This window comes from Pseudomonas synxantha BG33R, from assembly GCF_000263715.2.
Classification (GTDB): Bacteria; Pseudomonadota; Gammaproteobacteria; order Pseudomonadales; family Pseudomonadaceae; genus Aquipseudomonas; species Aquipseudomonas synxantha_A.
On the sequence record NZ_CM001514.1, the window covers coordinates 5,505,857 to 5,525,461 of the forward strand.

Below are 19,605 nucleotides of genomic sequence, written 5' to 3' on the forward strand. Positions count from 1 at the left end.
TTCCCATGGCCAAGAAGCTTTATATCGAAACCCACGGTTGCCAGATGAACGAGTACGACAGCTCGCGCATGGTCGACCTGCTGGGCGAACACCAGGCCCTGGAAGTCACCGCCCGCGCCGAAGATGCCGACGTGATCCTGCTCAATACCTGCTCGATCCGCGAACGGGCCCAGGACCGTGTGTACTCCCAGCTGGGCCGCTGGCGTGAATTGAAACTGGCCAACCCGGACATGGTGATCGCCGTCGGCGGTTGCGTGGCCAGCCAGGAAGGTGCTGCGATCCGCGACCGCGCCCCGTATGTCGACGTGGTGTTCGGCCCGCAGACCTTGCACCGCCTGCCGGAAATGATCGACGCCGCACGCGTCACCAAGCTGCCGCAGGTGGACGTATCGTTCCCGGAAATCGAGAAATTCGACCATTTGCCCGAGCCGCGCATCGACGGCCCGAGCGCCTACGTGTCGGTGATGGAAGGTTGCAGCAAGTACTGCACTTTCTGCGTGGTGCCCTACACACGCGGTGAAGAAGTCAGCCGGCCGTTTGACGATGTACTGGCAGAAATCATCCACCTGGCTGAAAACGGCGTGCGCGAAGTGACCCTACTTGGTCAGAACGTCAACGGCTACCGCGGCCTGACCCACGACGGGCGCCTGGCCGACCTGGCGGAGCTGATCCGCGTGGTCGCCGCCGTCGATGGCATCGAACGTATCCGCTATACCACTTCGCACCCGCTGGAATTCTCCGACAGCCTGATCCAGGCCCACGCCGAAGTGCCGGAGCTGGTCAAGCACCTGCACTTGCCGGTGCAATCGGGCTCGGACCGCATCCTGTCGGCGATGAAGCGCAACCACACGGCGCTGGAATACAAATCCAAGCTGCGCAAATTGCGCGCCGCCGTACCGGGCATCTGCATCAGTTCGGACTTTATCGTCGGCTTCCCGGGCGAAACCGAGAAAGATTTCCAGCAGACCATGAAGCTGATTGAAGACGTCGGTTTCGACTTTTCCTACTCGTTTGTGTACAGCCAGCGCCCGGGCACCCCGGCGGCGGACCTGCTGGACGAAACCCCGGAGGCGTTGAAAAAGGAGCGGTTGAACGCACTGCAACATCGCCTCAACCAACAGGGTTTCGAAATCAGCCGACAAATGGTCGGCTCGACCCAGCGCATCCTGGTCACCGATTACTCGAAGAAAGACCCGGGTGAGTTGCAGGGGCGCACCGAGAACAACCGCATCGTCAACTTCCGCTGCGACAACCCGACCCTGATCGGCCAATTTGCCGATGTGCACATCGATGCGGCGCAGCCACACTCGTTGCGCGGCTCGCTGATCAACTGATCTCGCGGGCCGGATGAAGATCAAAATGTGGGAGCAGGCTTGCCTGCGATAGCGATGTATCAGTGCCCTATGTGCCAACTGACCCACCGCTATCGCAGGCAAGCCAGCTCCCACAGGAGTTCTTCATGGTTATCGAGAGTGGGGCCAGGCTATTTAAGTGCTTTCGCACACCGGCGCCTGGCGTTATTCTCTCTCTCACCTCATCAGCCAAAGGGCGGCTAAAAGCAACCTTGAACGCACCCATAGCAGAACCCCATCGTTTTCTCCTCGAGCCGTTTGAGGCTCGCCGTTTCGCCAACCTGTGCGGACAGTTCGACGAGCACCTGCGCCTGATCGAACAACGCCTGAGCATCGAGATCCGCAACCGCGGCAATCAGTTCGAGCTCATTGGTGAACCCCAACACACCACGTCTGCAGAAAACCTGCTGCGTCGCCTCTACCGCGAAACCAAGGGTAGTGAGCTGTCGCCGGAGACGGTGCACCTGTACCTGCAGGAATCAGCCGTGGAGGACCTGGCCAACAACCCGGTGGCCGAAGCCAGCGTGGCCCTGCGTACCAAAAAAGGCATGATTCGCCCACGCGGCTTGAATCAGCAGAAGTACGTCAAGGAAATCCTCGGCAACGACATCAACTTCGGCATCGGCCCAGCCGGTACCGGCAAGACTTACCTGGCCGTCGCCTGTGCGGTGGATGCCCTGGAGCGCGAGCAAGTGCGGCGCATCCTGCTGGTGCGCCCGGCGGTCGAAGCGGGTGAAAAGCTCGGCTTCCTGCCCGGCGACCTGGCCCAGAAGATCGACCCGTACCTGCGCCCGCTCTACGACGCGCTGTACGAGATGCTCGGCTTTGAATACGTGGCCAAGCTGATCGAGCGCCAGGTGATCGAAATCGCCCCGCTGGCCTACATGCGTGGCCGCACCTTGAACAACAGCTTCATCATCCTCGACGAAAGCCAGAACACCACCGTCGAGCAGATGAAGATGTTCCTCACCCGCATCGGTTTCGGCTCTACCGCCGTGATCACCGGTGACGTCACCCAGGTCGACCTGCCCAAGGGCACCAAGTCGGGGCTGGCGCAGGTGATCGAGGTACTCAAGGATGTGCCGGGCATCAGCTTCACGCATTTCATGCCCAAGGACGTGGTGCGTCACCCGCTGGTGCAGCGCATCGTAGAAGCCTATGAGCGTTTCGACCACAAGGATGACGCACCGGCCAGGGATGTTCGCGGCGATGCTTGAGCTAGACCTGCAGCTTGCCACCGAAGCGCCCGCCCCCAGCGAAGCACAGTTCCGGCACTGGTGCACCCTGGCCCTGCGCCAGCGCACCGCAGATTCGGAACTGACCATTCGTCTGGTGGATGAGCCCGAAGGCCGCGAGCTGAACCACACCTGGCGTCAAAAAGACTACGCGACCAACGTGCTGTCCTTCCCCGCCGACGTACCCGACGAGTTGCTGGATATCCCACTGCTGGGCGATCTGGTGATCTGCGTCGAGGTGGTCGAGCGCGAGGCAAAGGAACAAGGCAAGGAACTTGAGGCCCATTGGGCCCATCTAGTCATCCACGGCTGCTTGCATCTCTTGGGTTACGACCATATAGACGATGATGAAGCCGAGGAAATGGAAGCACTGGAACGAACGTTGCTTGCCGAACTGGGTCACCGCGACCCGTACGCAGACGACGAAAGCTGATCAACACTCAACTGTCATATCAAAGGATTTAGAGTAATCGCTATGAGCGAAGACCGATCGAGCAACGGGCAGAAGTCATGGCTGGGTAAACTGACCCAGGCTTTTGCCCACGAGCCGAAAAACCGCCAGGAGCTGCTGGAGCTGCTGCGCGAGGCCCACCAGAACAAGTTGCTGGACAGCGAAGCGCTGGCCATCGTCGAAGGCGCCATCCAGGTGGCTGACCTGCAAGTACGGGACATCATGGTCCCGCGCTCGCAGATGATCAGCATCAAGGCGACCCAGACCCCACGGGAATTCCTCCCGGCCGTGATCGACTCGGCGCACTCGCGCTACCCGGTGATCGGTGAAAGCCATGATGATGTCATGGGTGTTTTGCTGGCCAAGGACCTGTTGCCGCTGATCCTCAAGGAGAATGGCGACAGCTTCAACATCAAGGACCTGCTGCGTCCGGCCACCTTCGTACCTGAATCCAAGCGCCTGAATGTGCTGCTGCGCGAATTTCGCGCCAACCACAATCACATGGCCATTGTGATCGACGAATACGGCGGCGTGGCTGGCCTGGTGACCATCGAAGACGTGCTGGAACAGATCGTCGGCGATATCGAAGACGAGCACGACGTCGAAGAAGACAGCTACATCAAGCCGCTGCCCAGCGGTGACTTCCTGGTCAAGGCGCTGACGCCGATCGAGAACTTCAACGAGTTCTTCGACAGCGAATTCTCCGACGATGAGTTCGACACGGTCGGCGGCCTGGTGATGAGTGCGTTCGGGCATCTGCCCAAGCGTAACGAAACCACCGAGATTGGCGCCTATCGCTTCCGCATTTTGAATGCCGATAGTCGTCGTATCCATCTGATCCGTTTGACACCTATTGCCCGCTAAGGAATGACATGCAGCGCCTGAACCGCCCCGGCTGGCCCGGTAACTTGCTGGCCGTGGTGGCCGGCGCCATCACTACCCTGGCGCTGGCGCCGTTCGATATCTGGCCGTTGGCTCTGGTAGCGGTCGGCCTGTTCTATATCGGCCTGCGGGAGCTGACACCCCGCCAGGCCCTGGGCCGCGGCTGGTGTTTCGGTTTCGGCCTGTTTGGCGCCGGCACCAGCTGGATCTACTACAGCATTCACCACTTCGGCGGCGCTTCGGTGTTGCTGGCGGGGTTCCTGATGCTGCTGTTTACCGCCGCCATCGCCTGGTTCTTTGCCCTGCCCGCCTGGTTGTGGGCGCGCTGGCTGCGCCGCAATGAAGCACCATTGGCGGATGCCCTGACCTTCGCCGCGTTATGGGTTGGCCAGGAAGCATTTCGTGGCTGGTTCCTCACCGGTTTCCCCTGGTTGTACTCCGGTTACAGCCAACTCGACGGCCCGCTGACCGGCCTCGCGCCGCTGGGCGGAATGTGGCTGATTTCCTTCGCGCTGGCACTCACGGCAGCCCTGCTGTGCAACCTGCCGCGCCTGCTGGCAAGCAAGCGCAACGCCTTCATTGGTGCGGGCCTGGTGTTGCTGGTCGCCCCCTGGGCCATCGGCCTGGCGCTCAAGCACCACGCCTGGACCTCGCCCTCCGGCGAACCGCTAAGCGTCGCCGCCATCCAGGGCAACGTCGAGCAAAGCATGAAGTGGGACCCCGACCAGCTCAATGCACAGTTGGCGCTGTACCGCGACATGAGCCTGAGTTCCAAGCGTGTCGACCTGCTGGTATGGCCGGAAACCGCCGTGCCGGTACTCAAGGAGTCGGTCGAGGGCTACCTGGGCATGATGGGCAAGTTTGCCGCCGACCGGAACACCGCACTGATTACCGGGGTACCGATTCGCCAGGAAGTGCACCATGAGAAGCGCTACTTCAATGGCATTACCGTAGTCGGCGAAGGTGACGGCACCTATCTCAAGCAAAAGCTGGTGCCGTTTGGCGAATACGTGCCGTTGCAGGACATGCTGCGCGGGCTGATTGCGTTCTTCGACCTGCCGATGTCGGACTTCGCCCGTGGCCCTTCAGACCAGGCCATGCTTCAGGCCAAGGGCTATCAGATTGCGCCGTTCATTTGCTATGAAGTGGTGTACCCGGAATTCGCTGCCGGCCTGTCGGCCCAGAGCGACCTGCTGCTGACTATCAGCAACGACACCTGGTTCGGTCGCTCCATCGGCCCATTGCAGCACCTGCAAATGGCGCAGATGCGTGCACTGGAAGCCGGGCGCTGGATGATCCGCGCCACCAATAACGGCGTGACCGGGCTGATAAACCCGTTTGGGCAGATCACCGCACAGATCCCGCAGTTCGAGCGCGGCATTCTTTACGGCGAAGTGGTACCGATGCACAACCTCACGCCGTACCTGCAGTGGCGTTCGTGGCCGTTGATCATCGTGTGCCTGGGGTTGTTTGGCTGGGCGCTGCTGGCTGGGCGGATGTCCAAAACGCTCTGACCTGTGGGAGCCAGCTCCCACAATTGATTTCCTGTGTTGCACCTACCGGTAGAACAACCGATACCCCACCTGCCCCACCGCTTCATTGATCAACTGCCCGCTCTGCCACACCGCCTTGACCTCCGGCATCCACCCGCCCAGCGGCCGGCCATGGTCTACACCCAGAAAGCCCACCGGCCCAGGCACCACGGTGAAACCGGCTTTCTCAAAACTCCACACCGAACGCGGCATATGCCAGGCCTGCGTCACCACCACCACACGCTTGATGCCTTGGGGCAGCAGAATTTCGGCGCTCATCTGGGCGTTTTCCCAGGTGGTACGGCTGCGCTCTTCCTTCCAGCGCACGCTGACGCCAAAGTCATCCTGCATCGAAACGGCCATCAGTTCGGCTTCACTGGGCGGCGTGCCGTAATGCAAACCGCCGCTGGTCAGCACCGGCAACCCTGACGCCTTGGCCAGTCGCGCCGCATAACGCTCACGCTCAAGACCAACGCCGGTGGGCTGGTCGCTGCCCCAGGCGATGTCCCCACGCTCGCGCCCGGAGCCCAACACCACAATCGCATCGGCGCGCTGGGCGAGCGTGGCCCAGTCTTCGCGAGCCAATGGCGGCGCTGTCTCAAGCGCACGGGCGCCCCATTGCACCATCACCGGCAGGCTGATCAACCACATCCCGCCCAGCCCCAGGGCAAAGCACACCCCGGCCAGGCGCGGGCGGCTACGGCGAAACCACCAGGCACACGCCAACAACAACAAAAAAATGCCGGGCGGCAACAGCAATTGTTTGATGAAATAACGAAAAGGCATCGGGCATCTCCAAAGATGCCCGAAGCCTAAATGCAACGCGATCAAGCGACAATCTTTACCAGCCTGTTTCGACAACGTTAATGGATAGTACTGTGCTTCACTTGCACCGTACGGACCGGGACCTTTCCGGGCCGCGACCGGCCGCCAAGTCTTTGAGCCAAATGACCTTGGCCGAACGAGGAGGCTCCTGGGCTGGCGGGGAGGCCTGCCCATGAGAGGCGCGGTGTTGATTCAACTCCAGGTAAGTCCTGATCAATTCAAGCTCTGCCTGGCTCAAGCCTCGCAACTCCAGCTCCAGAGGCCGCTCATCACGCAATCGGCCTGCGGTTCTTGCAGCATCCAATGCCCGACCCAAACGGTCGATCAGTCCTTCATACAATTGCGGTTTCGTTAGAGTTCGCTGCGATTCAACCATCCCCTCACCTCATTGAAGAAATACTTGCTCCCCAATAAACAGCGTAGCCCCCGTTGCTGCACCTGCCCGGTGCCGCGACAGACGGCCCTTGCCGCGCAATCAGGGTTTCCCTCGATAGAGTGGGGTCATGTATGCTACGGCGCTTCCTGTAACTCCACTTCCCGCAGGGTTTGGGCACGGACGCGCCACTTTCTGGTGTCGAACAACCCGGACTATGCACCGAAGAGGATTAGGCCACCCCTATTCAGTTCAAAAGTAGCCATGCACGAACAATATCAGCCCCGTGAAATAGAAAATGCCGCACAAACCTTCTGGGACGAGCAAAAGTCCTTTGAAGTCAGCGAACAGCCAGGCAAGGAGACTTACTACTGCCTATCGATGTTCCCTTACCCCAGCGGCAAGCTACACATGGGGCACGTGCGTAACTACACCATCGGCGACGTGATTTCCCGCTACCAGCGCATGCTCGGCAAAAACGTCCTGCAACCCATGGGTTGGGACGCCTTCGGTATGCCGGCGGAAAACGCCGCGATGAAAAACAACGTGGCGCCCGCCAAGTGGACCTACGAAAACATCGCCTACATGAAGACCCAGCTGCGCAGCCTGGGCCTGGCGGTGGACTGGTCCCGCGAGGTCACCACCTGCAAGCCGGACTACTACCGTTGGGAACAATGGCTGTTCACGCGCCTGTTCGAAAAAGGTGTGATCTACAAAAAGAGCGGCACCGTGAACTGGGACCCGATCGACCAGACCGTACTGGCCAACGAGCAGGTCATCGACGGTCGCGGCTGGCGCTCCGGCGCGCTGATCGAAAAGCGCGAAATCCCGATGTACTACTTCAAGATCACCGCCTACGCGGATGAACTGTTGTCGAGCCTCGACGACCTGCCGGGCTGGCCTGAACAGGTCAAGACCATGCAGCGCAACTGGATCGGCAAATCCAAGGGCATGGAAGTGCAGTTCCCGTATAACGTCGATTCCATCGGCGAAGCGGGCGCCCTGAAAGTCTTTACCACCCGTCCGGATACGCTGATGGGCGCGACTTACGTCGCGGTCGCCGCCGAACACCCGCTGGCCACCCAGGCTGCACAGAACAACCCCGAGCTGCAGGCGTTCATCGCCGAATGCAAGGGCGGCAGCGTGGCGGAAGCCGACGTCGCCACCCAGGAGAAAAAAGGCCTGCCGACCGGCCTGTTCGTCGAGCACCCGCTGACCGGCGAGAAACTGCCGGTATGGGTCGCCAACTATGTGCTGATGCACTACGGCGACGGCGCCGTCATGGCCGTGCCGGCCCACGACGAGCGCGATTTCGAATTCGCCACCAAATACAGCCTGCCGATCAAGTCGGTAGTACGTACCAGCTCGGGCGACACCAACCCAGCCCCGTGGCAAGACGCCTACGGCGAGCACGGCACCCTGATCAACTCCGGCGAATTTGACGGCCTGGACTTCCAGGGCGCCTTCGACGCCATCGAAGTCGCGCTGATCAAGAAGAACCTCGGTGCCTCGCGCACCCAGTTCCGCCTGCGCGACTGGGGTATCAGCCGCCAGCGCTACTGGGGCTGCCCGATCCCGATCATCCACTGCCAAACCTGTGGCGATGTACCGGTACCGGAAGACCAACTGCCGGTCGTGCTGCCTGAAGATGTAGTGCCGGATGGCGCTGGCTCGCCATTGGCGCGCATGCCCGAGTTCTACGAGTGCAACTGCCCGAAATGCGGCGCACCGGCCAAGCGTGAAACCGACACCATGGACACCTTCGTGGAGTCCTCCTGGTACTACGCCCGTTACGCCTCGCCGCACTATGAAGGTGGTCTGGTGGAGAAATCCGCAGCCGACCATTGGCTGCCGGTTGATCAGTACATCGGCGGTATCGAACACGCCATTCTCCATCTGCTGTACGCGCGCTTCTTCCACAAGCTGATGCGTGACGAAGGCCTGGTGAGCTCCGATGAGCCGTTCAAGAACCTGCTGACCCAGGGCATGGTGATCGCCGACACCTACTATCGTCGCGAAGCCAATGGCGCCTACACCTGGTTCAACCCGGCGGACGTCGAACTTGAGCGTGACAGCAAAGCCAAGGTGATCAGCGCCAAACTGAAAGCCGACGGCCTGCCGGTGGAAATCGGTGGCACCGAGAAGATGGCCAAGTCCAAGAACAACGGCGTCGACCCACAGTCGATGATCGACCAGTTCGGCGCCGATACCTGCCGCCTGTTCATGATGTTCGCCTCGCCGCCCGACATGAGCGCCGAATGGTCCGACTCCGGCGTCGAAGGCTCGCACCGCTTCCTCAAGCGCGTCTGGCGCCTGGCCCATGCCCATGTCAGCCAGGGCTTGCCGGGCAAGCTGGACGTCGCGGCCTTGAACGACGAGCAGAAAGCCATTCGTCGCAGCACTCACCTGGCCATCCGCCAGGCGAGCCTGGACGTAGGGCAGAACCACAAGTTCAACACCGCCATCGCCCAGGTGATGACACTGATGAACGTGCTGGAAAAAGCCCCGCAGGCCACCGAACTTGATCGCGCGCTGATTCACGAGGGCCTGGAAACGGTTACCCTGCTGCTCGCACCGATCACGCCGCATATCAGCCACGACCTGTGGAACCGCCTGGGCCACAGCGGCGCCGTCATCGATGCCGCCTGGCCGGTACAGGATGACAGCGCCCTGGTTCAGGACACGCTGCAACTGGTCATCCAGGTTAACGGTAAACTGCGCGGCCAGATCGACATGCCGGCCAGTGCCAGCCGTGAAGAGGTCGAAGCGGCTGCGCGCATCAACGAAAACGTGCTGCGCTTTACCGAAGGCTTGACGATCCGCAAAGTGATCGTGGTGCCCGGCAAACTGGTCAACATCGTCGCCAGCTAAATCGGATCGGGCGCGGGGCTTGGGCCCTGCGCCGAACTAAACCTTTAGGGCCTGGATAAGGCCCACCTGGTTTCAAGGGGAGCAACAAAATGATCAAACGCAATCTGCTGGTTATGGGCCTTGCCGTGCTGCTGAGCGCTTGCGGCTTCCAGCTGCGCGGCACCGGCACCAACGAGCTGTCGCTCAAGGAACTCGACGTCAGCGCCCGCAACGCCTACGGCGAAACCGTCACCCAGCTGCGCCAGACCCTGGAGAACAGCGGCGTGCACGTGTACAACGGTGCGACCTACAAACTGATCCTGACGGATGAGAGAGAAACCCAGCGCAATATCAGCTACGCCAGTGCTGGCCGTGCGTCCGATGTGGAGTTGAACACTGCGCTCTACTTCGAAGTACAGGGTCGCGATCAGTTGCCGCTGATGGGTGACAAGATCCAGGTGCAGAAAGTCGTGAGCCACGATGGCAATAACCTGGTGGGTTCGGACTCCGAGACCCTCCAGGTGCGCAAGGAAATGCGTCGTGAGCTGATCCAGCGCATGATGACTCGCCTGCAAATGCTGACCCCGGAAAAGCTCGCCGCTCTGCAGCAAACCGCCGACAACAAGGCCAAGGCTGACGCCGATGCCCTGAAAGCCGCGCAAGAGTATGAAGACAACACGCCGAAACAATCGCCTGTTGAAGTTCCTGTCGAGTAAACCAGACGGGGCGCCCCTGGCGCCCCGTTCGCCCTGCCTATGAAACTCGCCCCCGCCCAACTCGCCAAACACCTGCAAGGTGGCCTCGCGCCTGTCTATATCGTCAGCGGTGATGACCCGTTGCTGTGCCAGGAAGCGGCCGACGCTATCCGCACTGCCGCGCGCCAGCAAGGTTTCGATGAACGCCAGGTATTCAGTGCTGACGCCAGTTTCGACTGGGGCACCCTGCTGCAAGCCGGCGCGAGCATGTCGCTGTTTGCCGAAAAGCGCTTGCTGGAGCTGCGCCTGCCCTCGGGCAAGCCGGGCGACAAAGGTGCGGCGGCGCTGATGGAATACTGCTCGCGCCCTGCCGAAGACACCGTGCTCCTGATCAGCCTGCCCAAGCTCGACGGCAGCGCGCAGAAAACCAAGTGGGGCAAGGCACTGGTAGAAGGTGCGCAAACCCAGTTCATCCAGATCTGGCCTGTGGACAGCAACCAGTTGCCGCAGTGGATTCGTCAGCGCCTGTCACAATCGGGGCTGGCGGCGACACAAGATGCCGTGGAGCTGATCGCCGCCCGGGTCGAGGGCAACCTGCTTGCCGCCGCCCAGGAGATCGAAAAGCTCAAGCTGATGGCCGAGGATGGGCAGATCACCGTCGAAACCGTACAAGGCGCAGTGGCCGATAGCGCTCGCTTTGATGTGTTCGGCCTGGTCGATGCGATCCTCAACGGTGAGCCTGCCCACGCGCTGCGTATGCTTGAAGGCTTGCGTGGCGAAGGGGTGGAACCGCCGGTGATCCTCTGGGCCCTGGCCCGGGAGCTGCGAGTACTGGCGAATATCGCCTTGCAATACAGCCAGGGCACACCGCTGGACAAATGCTTCAGCCAGGCCAGGCCACCGGTGTGGGACAAGCGCAAACCGCTGATGAGCAAAGCCCTGCAACGGCACTCGGCGCAACGCTGGGCGCAACTGTTGCTGGAAGCGCAACGCATCGATGCGCAGATCAAGGGCCAGGCCGCCGGCTCGCCGTGGATGAGCCTGAGCCGTTTGTCGCTATTGATGGCCGGCCAGCGCCTCACCCTGCCAGCCGAATAACCCTCTCTTGAAAACACCATAGATCCAATGTGGGAGGGGGCTTGCTCCCGATGGCAGTGTGTCAGGAATTTATGTTTCACTGATGTACCGCTATCGGGAGCAAGCCGCCTCCCACATTTGACCTGCGTACCTTTCCTACACTTCGCGGGGCTTTACAGCCGCTCAACTTAGGCAGATTATTTGCCCGCTCCACCACCCACAGAGACTAGACACCATGAGCAAAAAGCCATCCAAGCATGGCCCCAACAAGGCCAAATCCATCATCGCCCAGCCACTGTTCCGCAGCCGTCAGGAACGCGCCGGCAAGGGCAAAGGCAGCTACCGCCGCGAAGCCTTCCAGTCTAATAGCTGGGAGGCTTCTTACTTTCTGGCTGCCTGAAGGCAAGCGCCCCTCTGGCATGATAAGGTCTGTACCTGATTTGTAACCCCCTGGACCTGTGCATGCCCTCTAGTCTTTCTCGTCGTTGGCACCTACGCCAATTGATCGCTGCCTCCAGCCTCATTCTGCTTGTCGCCTGCGCGGAAAAACCTACCGCCGCGGACGCTCAGCCCCTGCCCAAGCTCCAGACGGCACCGGCTATCGCACCGGCTGTGGTTGCCCCCTTGGCAGTGGATAATCTTGATATCCAGCCGACCCAGACCTTTGCCGAATGGCAGGCTGGCTTCCGTGCGCAAGCGCTGCAAGCCGGGATCACTGCGGCTGTGTTCGATAACGCTTTTGCCGGCGTTACCCCTGATATGGCGGTGATTCGCGCCGACCGCAGCCAACCGGAATTTTCCCGCCCGGTGTGGGAATACCTCGACGGCGCCCTGTCACCGGTGCGTGTGCGCAATGGTCAGGCGCTGCTGGTCAAGTACGCCGATATTCTGCAAAGCATCGAACAGCGCTATGGCGTCGACCGCCAGGCACTGGTCTCGGTGTGGGGCATGGAGAGCAACTTCGGCGCGTTCCAGGGCAATAATTCGGTGATCCGCTCCCTGGCCACCCTGGCCTATGAAGGCCGTCGCCCGGCCTTTGCCCAGGCGCAGCTGCTGGCAGCGCTGCAGATCATCCAGCATGGTGATATTCAAGCCGACCAGATGAAAGGTTCCTGGGCTGGTGCGATGGGCCAGACGCAGTTTATCCCGACCACCTATAACACCCATGCAGTGGACTTTGACGGTGATGGTCGTCGCGATATCTGGAACAGCCCATCCGACGCCCTCGCCTCCACGGCGCATTACCTGCAAAGCTCCGGGTGGCAGAAAGGCCAGCCATGGGGCGTTGAAGTGCAGCCGCTGCCATCGGGCTTCGACTACAGCCTGGCCGATGGCGGCGTGCGCAAGACCGTGGCGCAATGGCTGCAACTGGGCATCCAACTCCCCCCTGGCGTGAGCCTGCCGGCCAATGTCGACCAGTTGTCCGCCGCCCTGCTGTTACCGGCTGGCTACCGTGGCCCGGCATTCCTGGTACTGGATAACTTCCGCGCCATCCTCAAGTACAACAATTCGTCGTCCTATGCATTGGCGGTTGGCTTGCTATCGGAGCGATTTGGCGGCGGCGGTGTGATTCGTGGCAGTTGGCCCAAAGATGAACTGCCGCTGAGCCGCTCACAGCGTATCGACCTGCAAACGGCGCTCAGCGCCAAGGGCTATGACGCCGGTAACCCGGACGGGATTATCGGCGCCAATACGCGCAAGGCGATTCGCGCGGCGCAGCTGGCGTTGGGCTGGCCGGCGGATGGGTATCCGACGGTGAAGTTGCTGGAATCACTGCAGGACCGATAGATCTGCTTAGGGCAACTACCGCCATCGGGGGCAAGCCCCCGATTGCGGTTTAGCAGACTGTAAAAAACTCAGGGGTTGAACACTACATCCTGCTCCAACACCACCCGTTGCTCCCCCGCATCCAAGCGCACCAAAGCGCCCATTGGCAACGTCAGGTTGGGGTCGCAATGCCCACTGCGCCAGCCGGCCAGCACCGGAACGCACAGCGGCTCGAAAGTCTGCTTCAGCAACCGCTCCAGCGCCCCGTTATCCACACCCGCCACATCCCCTACCAGCACACCCGCGACCTGGGCCAGCGTGCCGGCCAGGCGCAGGTGAGTCAGCAGGCGGTCGATACGATAAAGCGGCTCGTTGACGTCCTCGATAAACAGGATGATGCCTTCGGCGCCGATTTCGTATGGAGTGCCCATCACCGCCGCAATCATCGACAAGTTGCCGCCCAGCAAGCGCCCGCAGGCGATGCCTGGCTCGATGGTGGTCAACGGGTAGGCCACCGGGTGCGCAAGCACACTGCCGGCGCCCAGTTGGCCACGCAGCAGGCTGAACAGGGAGGATTCAGTCGGTTGTTGCTTGTCGCCCAGCAGGTCGGCATTGAGCATCGGCCCGTGGAATGTCACAAAGCCGGCGTAACGGTTGATCGCCAGGTGCAAGGCGGTGATATCGCTGTAACCCACGAATGGTTTGGGGTTGGCGCGCAGCAGGTCAAAGTCCAGCGCGTCGAGCAAGCGTGGCGTACCGTAGCCGCCGCGCAGGCAGAAGATGGCATCGACGTCGGGGTTGGCGAAGGCGGCGTGCAGGTCGCGCAGGCGCACTTCATCGCTGCCGGCCAGGTAGCCGTCGTGCTCGTACACCCCAGGGAAAATGTGCAATTGGTAGCCACGGGCACGCATCCATTGCCCGGCTTTTTCAACATCCAGCGCAGCGGGGCCGGCGGGGGCGATCAGGCCGATGGTGCCTTCGGGGCGCAGTGCAGGTACGGCGGCGGTCATCCATGGTTCTCCCTATATGACGCAGAACGAAATGTGGGAGCTGGCTTGCCTGCGATGCAAGCGCCTCGGTGTATCAGTGACACCGAGGTGATGCTATCGCAGGCAAGCCAGCTCCCGCACAAGCCAGCATTCCACATTGATTCTGGGGGCGGCTTAGGAAACCAGGCTTGCCTTGACCAGCTTGGCCTGCTCATCGGCGTGGTACGAAGAACGCACCAACGGGCCCGACGCCACGTTCTTGAAGCCCATCTTGTAACCTTCCTCGGCGAACCAGGCGAAGGTGTCCGGGTGCACGAAACGCTGCACCGGCAAGTGGCTGCGCGATGGTTGCAGGTACTGGCCCAGGGTCAGCATGTCGATGTCGTGTTCGCGCATACGCTTCATGACTTCGATGACTTCTTCGTCAGTCTCGCCCAGGCCCAGCATCAAGCCGGACTTGGTCGGGATGTGCGGCATCATCTGCTTGAATTTCTGCAGCAGGGTCAGCGACCACTGGTAGTCCGAACCCGGACGCGCAGCCTTGTACAGGCGCGGTACGGTTTCCAGGTTGTGGTTGAACACATCCGGCGGCTCGGCGGCGGTGATTTCCAGCGCCACGTCCATACGGCCACGGTAGTCCGGCACCAGGGTTTCGAGCATCACGTTCGGCGACAGCTTGCGGATTTCGCGGATGCAGTCGGCAAAGTGCTGGGCACCGCCGTCACGCAGGTCGTCACGGTCAACCGAGGTGATCACCACATACTTGAGTTTCAGGTCGGCAATGGCGATGGCCAGGCTTTCCGGCTCGTTGACGTCCAGAGGTTTCGGACGGCCGTGGCCGACGTCGCAGAACGGGCAACGACGGGTGCAGATGTCGCCCATGATCATGAACGTGGCGGTGCCGCCGGAGAAGCATTCACCCAGGTTCGGGCAGGACGCTTCTTCGCATACGCTGTGCAGTTTGTGTTTGCGCAGCAGGGACTTGATACGGTCGACTTCCGGCGAAACCGGGATGCGCACGCGAATCCAGTCGGGTTTCTTCGGCAGTTCGGTGGTCGGGATGATCTTGACCGGGATGCGTGCAACCTTCTCGGCGCCGCGCAGCTTGACGCCGGCTTCCACCTTGGCACGCGGGGCCGGGGCTGGACGCTCAGTGATGTCCAGCGTCGGGATCATGGTTTGCACAACATCAGTAGTCATATCAATCGATTCCGCCCGTCAGGGTCGTCTGCTCTGCATAGTCGAGGTGTTTGACGAGCTGCACGCGCAGCCGGGCACTAACCTCGGCAAATTTAATCGGTGTGGCATGATCGCTCAGTTGGGTCATCGCCAGCCCGGCATAACCGCACGGGTTGATCCGTCGGAACGGCGCCAGGTCCATGTCCACGTTCAAGGCCAGGCCGTGAAAGGAACAACCGTGGCGAATACGCAGCCCCAGAGAGGCGATTTTCGCGCCGTCTACATACACACCGGGTGCATCGGGCTTGGCCGCGGCGGTTACGCCGTAACTGGCCAGCAGCTCGATCAGGCAAGCCTCCATGCGGCTGACGAGATCGCGCACGCCAAAACCCAGTTTGCGCACATCCAGCAACAGGTAAGCCACCAATTGCCCTGGGCCATGGTAAGTCACTTGGCCACCCCGGTCGACCTGCACCACCGGAATATCACCCGGAAGCAACAAATGCTCGGCCTTGCCGGCCTGCCCCTGGGTGAATACCGGCGGATGTTCCACCAGCCAGATTTCATCCGGGGCCGAGGTGCCGCGCTCGTTGGTAAAGCGCTGCATGGCATGCCAGACCGGCTCGTAGGCCATCTGGCCGAGCTCGCGAAAGCCCAGAACGTGCGACATCACAGCACCATGTGCACGAAGCCGGTGGCCCGCAGTTCGCTGTTGATGTTGTAGAGCTGGTCCTGATCGGTCGCAACGATGTGCAACTGAATCGTGGTGTACTTGCCGGTGGAGCTTTGACGCTCGTCCACGCGGTTGTCGTTGATCGTCGCGTGTTTCCTGACGATTTCGAGAATCTTGTCCTTGCGGCCGACACCGGTATCGCTGATCACCTTGACGGGATAATCCGTCACTGGAAATTCGATCTTTGGCGCCTTTACTTCTACGTCTTTATCGGTCATGGCAGAACAGCCTCGTAAGCGCTAAGCCGTGGCGACGGGCAAAGCCCCGCGCTGGATCAACGCGGGGCTTTGCAGGTGCACACAATCAGTTGAACAAGCCGTAGAAGAATAGACGGATGCTATCCCATACGCGGCGGAAGATACCACCTTCCTCGACAGCGTCCAGCGCGATCAGGTCGGCGCTGTGCACCACCTTGTCGTCCAGCTTGACTTCGACTTTACCGATCACGTCGCCCTTGGCGATTGGGGCAACCAATTGCGGGTTCAGGGTCATGCTGGCGGCGAGCTTTTTCAGCTGGCCTTTAGGCATGGTCAGGGTCAGGTCGTCGGCCAGGCCGGCCTTGACTTGCGAGGTGGCGCCTTTCCATACCGGCGCGGTCGCAAGCTCGGCACCCTTCTGGTAGAAGGTCTGGGTTTCGAAGAAGCGGAAACCGTAGGTCAAAAGTTTTTGCGTCTCGGCCGCACGGGCCTGCTCGCTGTTGGTGCCGAATACCACGGCGATCAGGCGCTGACCATCACGCACAGCGGACGACACCATGCAGTAGCCGGCTTCGTCGGTGTGGCCGGTTTTCAGACCGTCGACGGTCTTGTCGCGCCACAGCAGCAGGTTGCGGTTAGGCTGCTTGATGTTGTTCCAGAAGAATTCCTTCTGGGAGTAGATCGCGTAGTGCACCGGGTCAACGCGGATGATCGCGCGCGCCAGGATTGCCATGTCATGAGCCGACGAATAATGCTCTGGGTTCGGCAGGCCGGTCGGGTTCATGAAGTGGCTGTTGGTCATGCCCAGGTCGGCTGCAGTCTTGTTCATCACGTCGGCGAACGCATCTTCGCTGCCGGCGATGTGCTCGGCCAGGGCGACGCTGGCGTCGTTGCCGGACTGGATGATGATGCCGTGCAACAGGTCACTGACGGTGACTTGCGAGCCGACCTTGATGAACATCCGCGAACCACCGGTACGCCAGGCGTTTTCGCTGACGGTGACCGGGTCGTTCTCGCCGATCTGGCCGCGACGGATTTCCAGGGTCGCGATATAGGCAGTCATCAGCTTGGTCAGGCTGGCTGGCGGCAGGCGTACATCACCGCCGTTTTCGACCAGCACGTTGCCACTGGCGGCGTCCATGAGGACCCACGACTTGGCGGCCAGTTGCGGGGAGGCCGGCACCATTTCAACCGCCCAGGCGGCCGGGGTGATGATCAGCGAGATAAGCAGGCACGTGCGTTTGGCTAAGGTGGTGATGTTCATCCGTCTCTCGAAATTGCTTATGGAAACTTGCCCTCGCGGGCAAAACTATTCAGACAGCCCGCTTCCAGACTGTCACGTGTTCGGTTGCCCGCTCACCCCTTGCCCCTGGGTTTTTATTGTTCAACGAGCCAACAACCTGGACTCAAGCGCGCGGGCGCACCTGAGCCATCAATCCGTTACTTATTCTGCGGTGACCACACTGGGTTGCCCCAGGTTGGCCAGGCGCACGCTGTTCTGCACTTGCGCCACTTCACTTGGCGAACCGATCGGGCCCATGCGTACACGGTGCAACGTTTGCTGGTTACGCACGATGGAGCTGATGAAGACCGGCGCGCTGACCATACCGCTGAGCTTGGACCTTAACAGTTCTGCCGCATCCGGGTTGGCGAAAGCGCCGACCTGCAGGTATTGCCCGCCCACCATCGAGGCGCCCGGTGCTGCATGAGGAACGACGACGGTATCCGGAGCATGTTGCGCCGGCGGCGGCGTCCACTGCTCGATCTTGCCGGTCGAGGCCGTCACTTGCGGTTGCGGGGTTGCCGGTTCGTTGAGCATCAACGGCGCCGGCTTGCCGCGCTGGGCCCAGTACTGCGCCGGGTCGATGCCTTCGACTTTCACCCGTGCGGTGCCGGTTTCGGCGTAGCCAAGCTTCTTGGCGGCAGCGTAGGACAAGTCGATGATCCGGTCCGAATAGAACGGCCCGCGGTCGTTGACCCGCAGGATCACCGTGCGGTTGTTGTCGAGGTTGGTAACGCGAACATAGCTGGGCAACGGCAGGGTCTTGTGGGCCGCGCTCATGCCGTACAGGTCATACACTTCGCCGTTGGCGGTGTTCTGGCCATGAAACTTGGTGCCGTACCAGGACGCGGTGCCGGACTGCACGTAGGTCTTGGATTCCTGCAGCGGGAAGTAATTCTTGCCCAGCACGGTATAGGGGTTGGCCTTGTAGGGGCCGGTATGCAGGGTCGGCGTGGCATCCGGGATTTTCGAGACATCCACATCCCACCACGGCGCGCCATCTTTGTGCGCACGGTTGATGTCCAGGCCCGGCTGGGCGCGCACCACCGCGCCGCCGGCCTTCTTGGCAGGCGCACGGTTAGGGGTGGTGGAGCAACTGGCAACCAGCAAGGACAACGCGGCGAACGCCACCAGCTTGAGCGGTTTTTTGAACGGCGATACCCGCATTACTTGTTGCCCCGTGCTTGAACCAGCTCATCTGACAGCTGATGCACGGCCATGGCGTACATCACACTGCGGTTATAACGCGTGATTGCGTAGAAATTCTTCAGGCCCATCCAGTATTCCGGGCCGTTTGCACCTTCCAGGCGGAATGCCGTCACCGGCATGTCGTCGCGTGGCGCATTCTGACTCGACCAGCCCAGCGCTCGCAACTCCCCGACGGTCTTGACCGGCTCGATACCCTGGGTCAAGCCTTCATCGGCGCGCTCACCTGTGACATCGGCGCGGATAACCACCGGTTCGCCGCCAACCCAGCCGTGACGCTTGAAGTAGCTGGCCACGCTGCCGATGGCATCGTCGGGGTTGCTCCAGATATTGATATGGCCGTCGCCGTCAAAGTCCACCGCATAGGCGCGAAAGCTGCTCGGCATGAACTGCGGCAAGCCCATCGCACCGGCGTACGAGCCCTTGAGTGTCATCGGGTCGACCTGTTCTTCGCGGGCCAGCAGCAGGAATTCGCGCAGCTCCTTGCGGAAGAATTCGGCACGCGGAGGGTAATCGAAGCCCAGGGTCGACAAGGCGTCGATCACCCGGTAGCTGCCGGTATTGCGGCCGTAGAACGTTTCAATGCCGATGATCGAGACGATGACCTGGGCCGGCACGCCGTATTCCTGCTCGGCGCGGGCCAGGACGGCTTCATGCTGACGCCAGAAGTCCACGCCGCGGGCAATACGTGCGTCAGTAAGGAACATCGGGCGATATTCCTTCCACTGCTTCACGCGTTCGGCGGGGCGGGAAATGGCGTCGAGGATCGCCTGCTTTTTCTGGGCTTCGCGGAACACGCCCATCAGTTGCTCGCCGGCAAAACCGTAGTCGCGGGTCATCTCACCGACAAATTCGGCGACCTGGGGTGAACCATCGTAGTCACCGGCCTGCGCCTCTTGCGTTGCCCCCAGCAGCCCAATCAGGCCCATCCAGGTCGCATGCCGAGTCGCCCAGCCGCGCATTACTTGCATTGACATCTT

19 protein-coding genes are annotated in these 19,605 nt (G+C 61.3%); 10 read left to right on the forward strand and 9 right to left on the reverse strand.

What is annotated here, in order from left to right:
• The first annotated feature begins 5 nt into the window (after window positions 1-5).
• The 5 genes from miaB (at window position 6) to lnt (ending at window position 5,434) form a co-directional block, all read left to right on the forward strand.
• Entirely contained in the window at window positions 6-1,334 is a 1,329-nt protein-coding gene (gene miaB, locus PSEBG33_RS03620) for a tRNA (N6-isopentenyl adenosine(37)-C2)-methylthiotransferase MiaB (RefSeq protein WP_005791718.1), read from the forward strand.
• A 230-nt stretch (window positions 1,335-1,564) separates the two neighbouring features.
• Window positions 1,565-2,569, forward strand: coding sequence for a PhoH family protein (locus PSEBG33_RS03615; protein WP_005791720.1), 1,005 nt, complete (start codon window positions 1,565-1,567; stop codon window positions 2,567-2,569).
• Entirely contained in the window at window positions 2,562-3,020 is a 459-nt protein-coding gene (gene ybeY, locus PSEBG33_RS03610) for an rRNA maturation RNase YbeY (RefSeq protein ID WP_005791722.1), read from the forward strand. The genes PSEBG33_RS03615 and ybeY overlap by 8 nt, the downstream gene beginning before the upstream one ends.
• 42 nt (window positions 3,021-3,062) lie before the next feature.
• On the forward strand, window positions 3,063-3,902 hold the full coding sequence (locus PSEBG33_RS03605; protein ID WP_005791724.1) for an HlyC/CorC family transporter: 840 nt from the start codon (window positions 3,063-3,065) through the stop codon (window positions 3,900-3,902).
• 8 nt (window positions 3,903-3,910) lie between these two features.
• The gene (gene lnt, locus PSEBG33_RS03600) at window positions 3,911-5,434 is read left to right on the forward strand and encodes an apolipoprotein N-acyltransferase (protein ID WP_005791726.1); all 1,524 of its coding nucleotides are present in this window, start codon (window positions 3,911-3,913) and stop codon (window positions 5,432-5,434) included.
• Window positions 5,435-5,476: 42 nt separating this feature from the next.
• Here the strand turns inward: lnt and PSEBG33_RS03595 are convergent, their stop codons facing one another.
• Window positions 5,477-6,238 carry a YdcF family protein gene (locus PSEBG33_RS03595; RefSeq protein ID WP_005791728.1) on the reverse strand — a complete coding sequence of 254 codons (762 nt, stop codon included), beginning with the start codon at window positions 6,236-6,238 and terminating at the stop codon, window positions 5,477-5,479.
• A gap of 97 nt (window positions 6,239-6,335) precedes the next feature.
• Window positions 6,336-6,653 carry a hypothetical protein gene (locus PSEBG33_RS29835; protein ID WP_005791730.1) on the reverse strand — a complete coding sequence of 106 codons (318 nt, stop codon included), beginning with the start codon at window positions 6,651-6,653 and terminating at the stop codon, window positions 6,336-6,338.
• Between the two features lie 261 nt (window positions 6,654-6,914).
• Between PSEBG33_RS29835 and leuS the strand changes: the two genes are divergently transcribed.
• The 5 genes from leuS (at window position 6,915) to PSEBG33_RS03565 (ending at window position 13,060) form a co-directional block, all read left to right on the forward strand.
• Window positions 6,915-9,521, forward strand: coding sequence for a leucine--tRNA ligase (leuS, locus tag PSEBG33_RS03585; protein WP_005791732.1), 2,607 nt, complete (start codon window positions 6,915-6,917; stop codon window positions 9,519-9,521).
• 89 nt (window positions 9,522-9,610) lie between these two features.
• Complete coding sequence (gene lptE, locus PSEBG33_RS03580; protein ID WP_005791734.1) at window positions 9,611-10,216, forward strand: LPS assembly lipoprotein LptE; 606 nt, start codon at window positions 9,611-9,613, stop codon at window positions 10,214-10,216.
• A gap of 39 nt (window positions 10,217-10,255) precedes the next feature.
• Complete coding sequence (gene holA, locus PSEBG33_RS03575; protein ID WP_005791737.1) at window positions 10,256-11,293, forward strand: DNA polymerase III subunit delta; 1,038 nt, start codon at window positions 10,256-10,258, stop codon at window positions 11,291-11,293.
• 214 nt (window positions 11,294-11,507) lie between these two features.
• Window positions 11,508-11,672, forward strand: a complete 165-nt coding sequence (gene arfA, locus PSEBG33_RS03570) for an alternative ribosome rescue factor ArfA (protein ID WP_003176285.1) — start codon at window positions 11,508-11,510, stop codon at window positions 11,670-11,672.
• 62 nt (window positions 11,673-11,734) lie between these two features.
• Entirely contained in the window at window positions 11,735-13,060 is a 1,326-nt protein-coding gene (locus tag PSEBG33_RS03565) for a lytic murein transglycosylase (RefSeq protein ID WP_005791745.1), read from the forward strand.
• A gap of 68 nt (window positions 13,061-13,128) precedes the next feature.
• Here PSEBG33_RS03565 and PSEBG33_RS03560 read toward each other — a convergent pair whose 3' ends face one another.
• The 7 genes from PSEBG33_RS03560 to mltB form a co-directional block, all read right to left on the reverse strand.
• The gene (locus PSEBG33_RS03560; RefSeq protein ID WP_005791747.1) at window positions 13,129-14,049 is read right to left on the reverse strand and encodes a S66 peptidase family protein; all 921 of its coding nucleotides are present in this window, start codon (window positions 14,047-14,049) and stop codon (window positions 13,129-13,131) included.
• A gap of 153 nt (window positions 14,050-14,202) precedes the next feature.
• A complete protein-coding gene (gene lipA, locus PSEBG33_RS03555) occupies window positions 14,203-15,204 on the reverse strand; it encodes a lipoyl synthase (RefSeq protein ID WP_161794304.1) in 1,002 nt (333 codons plus the stop codon).
• 25 nt (window positions 15,205-15,229) lie between these two features.
• A complete protein-coding gene (gene lipB, locus PSEBG33_RS03550) occupies window positions 15,230-15,877 on the reverse strand; it encodes a lipoyl(octanoyl) transferase LipB (RefSeq protein WP_005791750.1) in 648 nt (215 codons plus the stop codon).
• Window positions 15,877-16,158: a DUF493 domain-containing protein gene (locus PSEBG33_RS03545; RefSeq protein WP_005791752.1), complete on the reverse strand. Its 282-nt coding sequence runs from the start codon at window positions 16,156-16,158 to the stop codon at window positions 15,877-15,879. Before PSEBG33_RS03545 ends, lipB begins: the two co-directional genes overlap by 1 nt.
• Window positions 16,159-16,243: 85 nt before the next feature.
• Window positions 16,244-17,401 carry a D-alanyl-D-alanine carboxypeptidase family protein gene (locus tag PSEBG33_RS03540; RefSeq protein ID WP_005791754.1) on the reverse strand — a complete coding sequence of 386 codons (1,158 nt, stop codon included), beginning with the start codon at window positions 17,399-17,401 and terminating at the stop codon, window positions 16,244-16,246.
• A gap of 180 nt (window positions 17,402-17,581) precedes the next feature.
• Window positions 17,582-18,586 carry a septal ring lytic transglycosylase RlpA family protein gene (locus PSEBG33_RS03535; RefSeq protein WP_005791756.1) on the reverse strand — a complete coding sequence of 335 codons (1,005 nt, stop codon included), beginning with the start codon at window positions 18,584-18,586 and terminating at the stop codon, window positions 17,582-17,584.
• Entirely contained in the window at window positions 18,586-19,596 is a 1,011-nt protein-coding gene (gene mltB / locus PSEBG33_RS03530; RefSeq protein ID WP_005791758.1) for a lytic murein transglycosylase B, read from the reverse strand. The genes PSEBG33_RS03535 and mltB overlap by 1 nt, the downstream gene beginning before the upstream one ends.
• Window positions 19,597-19,605: the final 9 nt, after the last annotated feature.

Bases quoted from the DNA above. Each gene is read 5' to 3' on its own strand.
- miaB (WP_005791718.1), top strand. From the start codon at position 6: ATGGCCAAGAAGCTTTATATCGAAACCCACGGTTGCCAGATGAACGAG.
- ybeY (WP_005791722.1), top strand. From the start codon at position 2,562: ATGCTTGAGCTAGACCTGCAGCTTGCCACCGAAGCGCCCGCCCCCAGC.
- PSEBG33_RS03605 (WP_005791724.1), top strand. From the start codon at position 3,063: ATGAGCGAAGACCGATCGAGCAACGGGCAGAAGTCATGGCTGGGTAAA.
- lnt (WP_005791726.1), top strand. From the start codon at position 3,911: ATGCAGCGCCTGAACCGCCCCGGCTGGCCCGGTAACTTGCTGGCCGTG.
- PSEBG33_RS03595 (WP_005791728.1), bottom strand. From the start codon at position 6,238: ATGCCTTTTCGTTATTTCATCAAACAATTGCTGTTGCCGCCCGGCATT.
- PSEBG33_RS29835 (WP_005791730.1), bottom strand. From the start codon at position 6,653: ATGGTTGAATCGCAGCGAACTCTAACGAAACCGCAATTGTATGAAGGA.
- leuS (WP_005791732.1), top strand. From the start codon at position 6,915: ATGCACGAACAATATCAGCCCCGTGAAATAGAAAATGCCGCACAAACC.
- lptE (WP_005791734.1), top strand. From the start codon at position 9,611: ATGATCAAACGCAATCTGCTGGTTATGGGCCTTGCCGTGCTGCTGAGC.
- holA (WP_005791737.1), top strand. From the start codon at position 10,256: ATGAAACTCGCCCCCGCCCAACTCGCCAAACACCTGCAAGGTGGCCTC.
- arfA (WP_003176285.1), top strand. From the start codon at position 11,508: ATGAGCAAAAAGCCATCCAAGCATGGCCCCAACAAGGCCAAATCCATC.
- PSEBG33_RS03565 (WP_005791745.1), top strand. From the start codon at position 11,735: ATGCCCTCTAGTCTTTCTCGTCGTTGGCACCTACGCCAATTGATCGCT.
- PSEBG33_RS03560 (WP_005791747.1), bottom strand. From the start codon at position 14,049: ATGACCGCCGCCGTACCTGCACTGCGCCCCGAAGGCACCATCGGCCTG.
- lipA (WP_161794304.1), bottom strand. From the start codon at position 15,204: ATGATCCCGACGCTGGACATCACTGAGCGTCCAGCCCCGGCCCCGCGT.
- lipB (WP_005791750.1), bottom strand. From the start codon at position 15,877: ATGTCGCACGTTCTGGGCTTTCGCGAGCTCGGCCAGATGGCCTACGAG.
- PSEBG33_RS03545 (WP_005791752.1), bottom strand. From the start codon at position 16,158: ATGACCGATAAAGACGTAGAAGTAAAGGCGCCAAAGATCGAATTTCCA.
- PSEBG33_RS03540 (WP_005791754.1), bottom strand. From the start codon at position 17,401: ATGAACATCACCACCTTAGCCAAACGCACGTGCCTGCTTATCTCGCTG.
- PSEBG33_RS03535 (WP_005791756.1), bottom strand. From the start codon at position 18,586: ATGCGGGTATCGCCGTTCAAAAAACCGCTCAAGCTGGTGGCGTTCGCC.
- mltB (WP_005791758.1), bottom strand. From the start codon at position 19,596: ATGCAAGTAATGCGCGGCTGGGCGACTCGGCATGCGACCTGGATGGGC.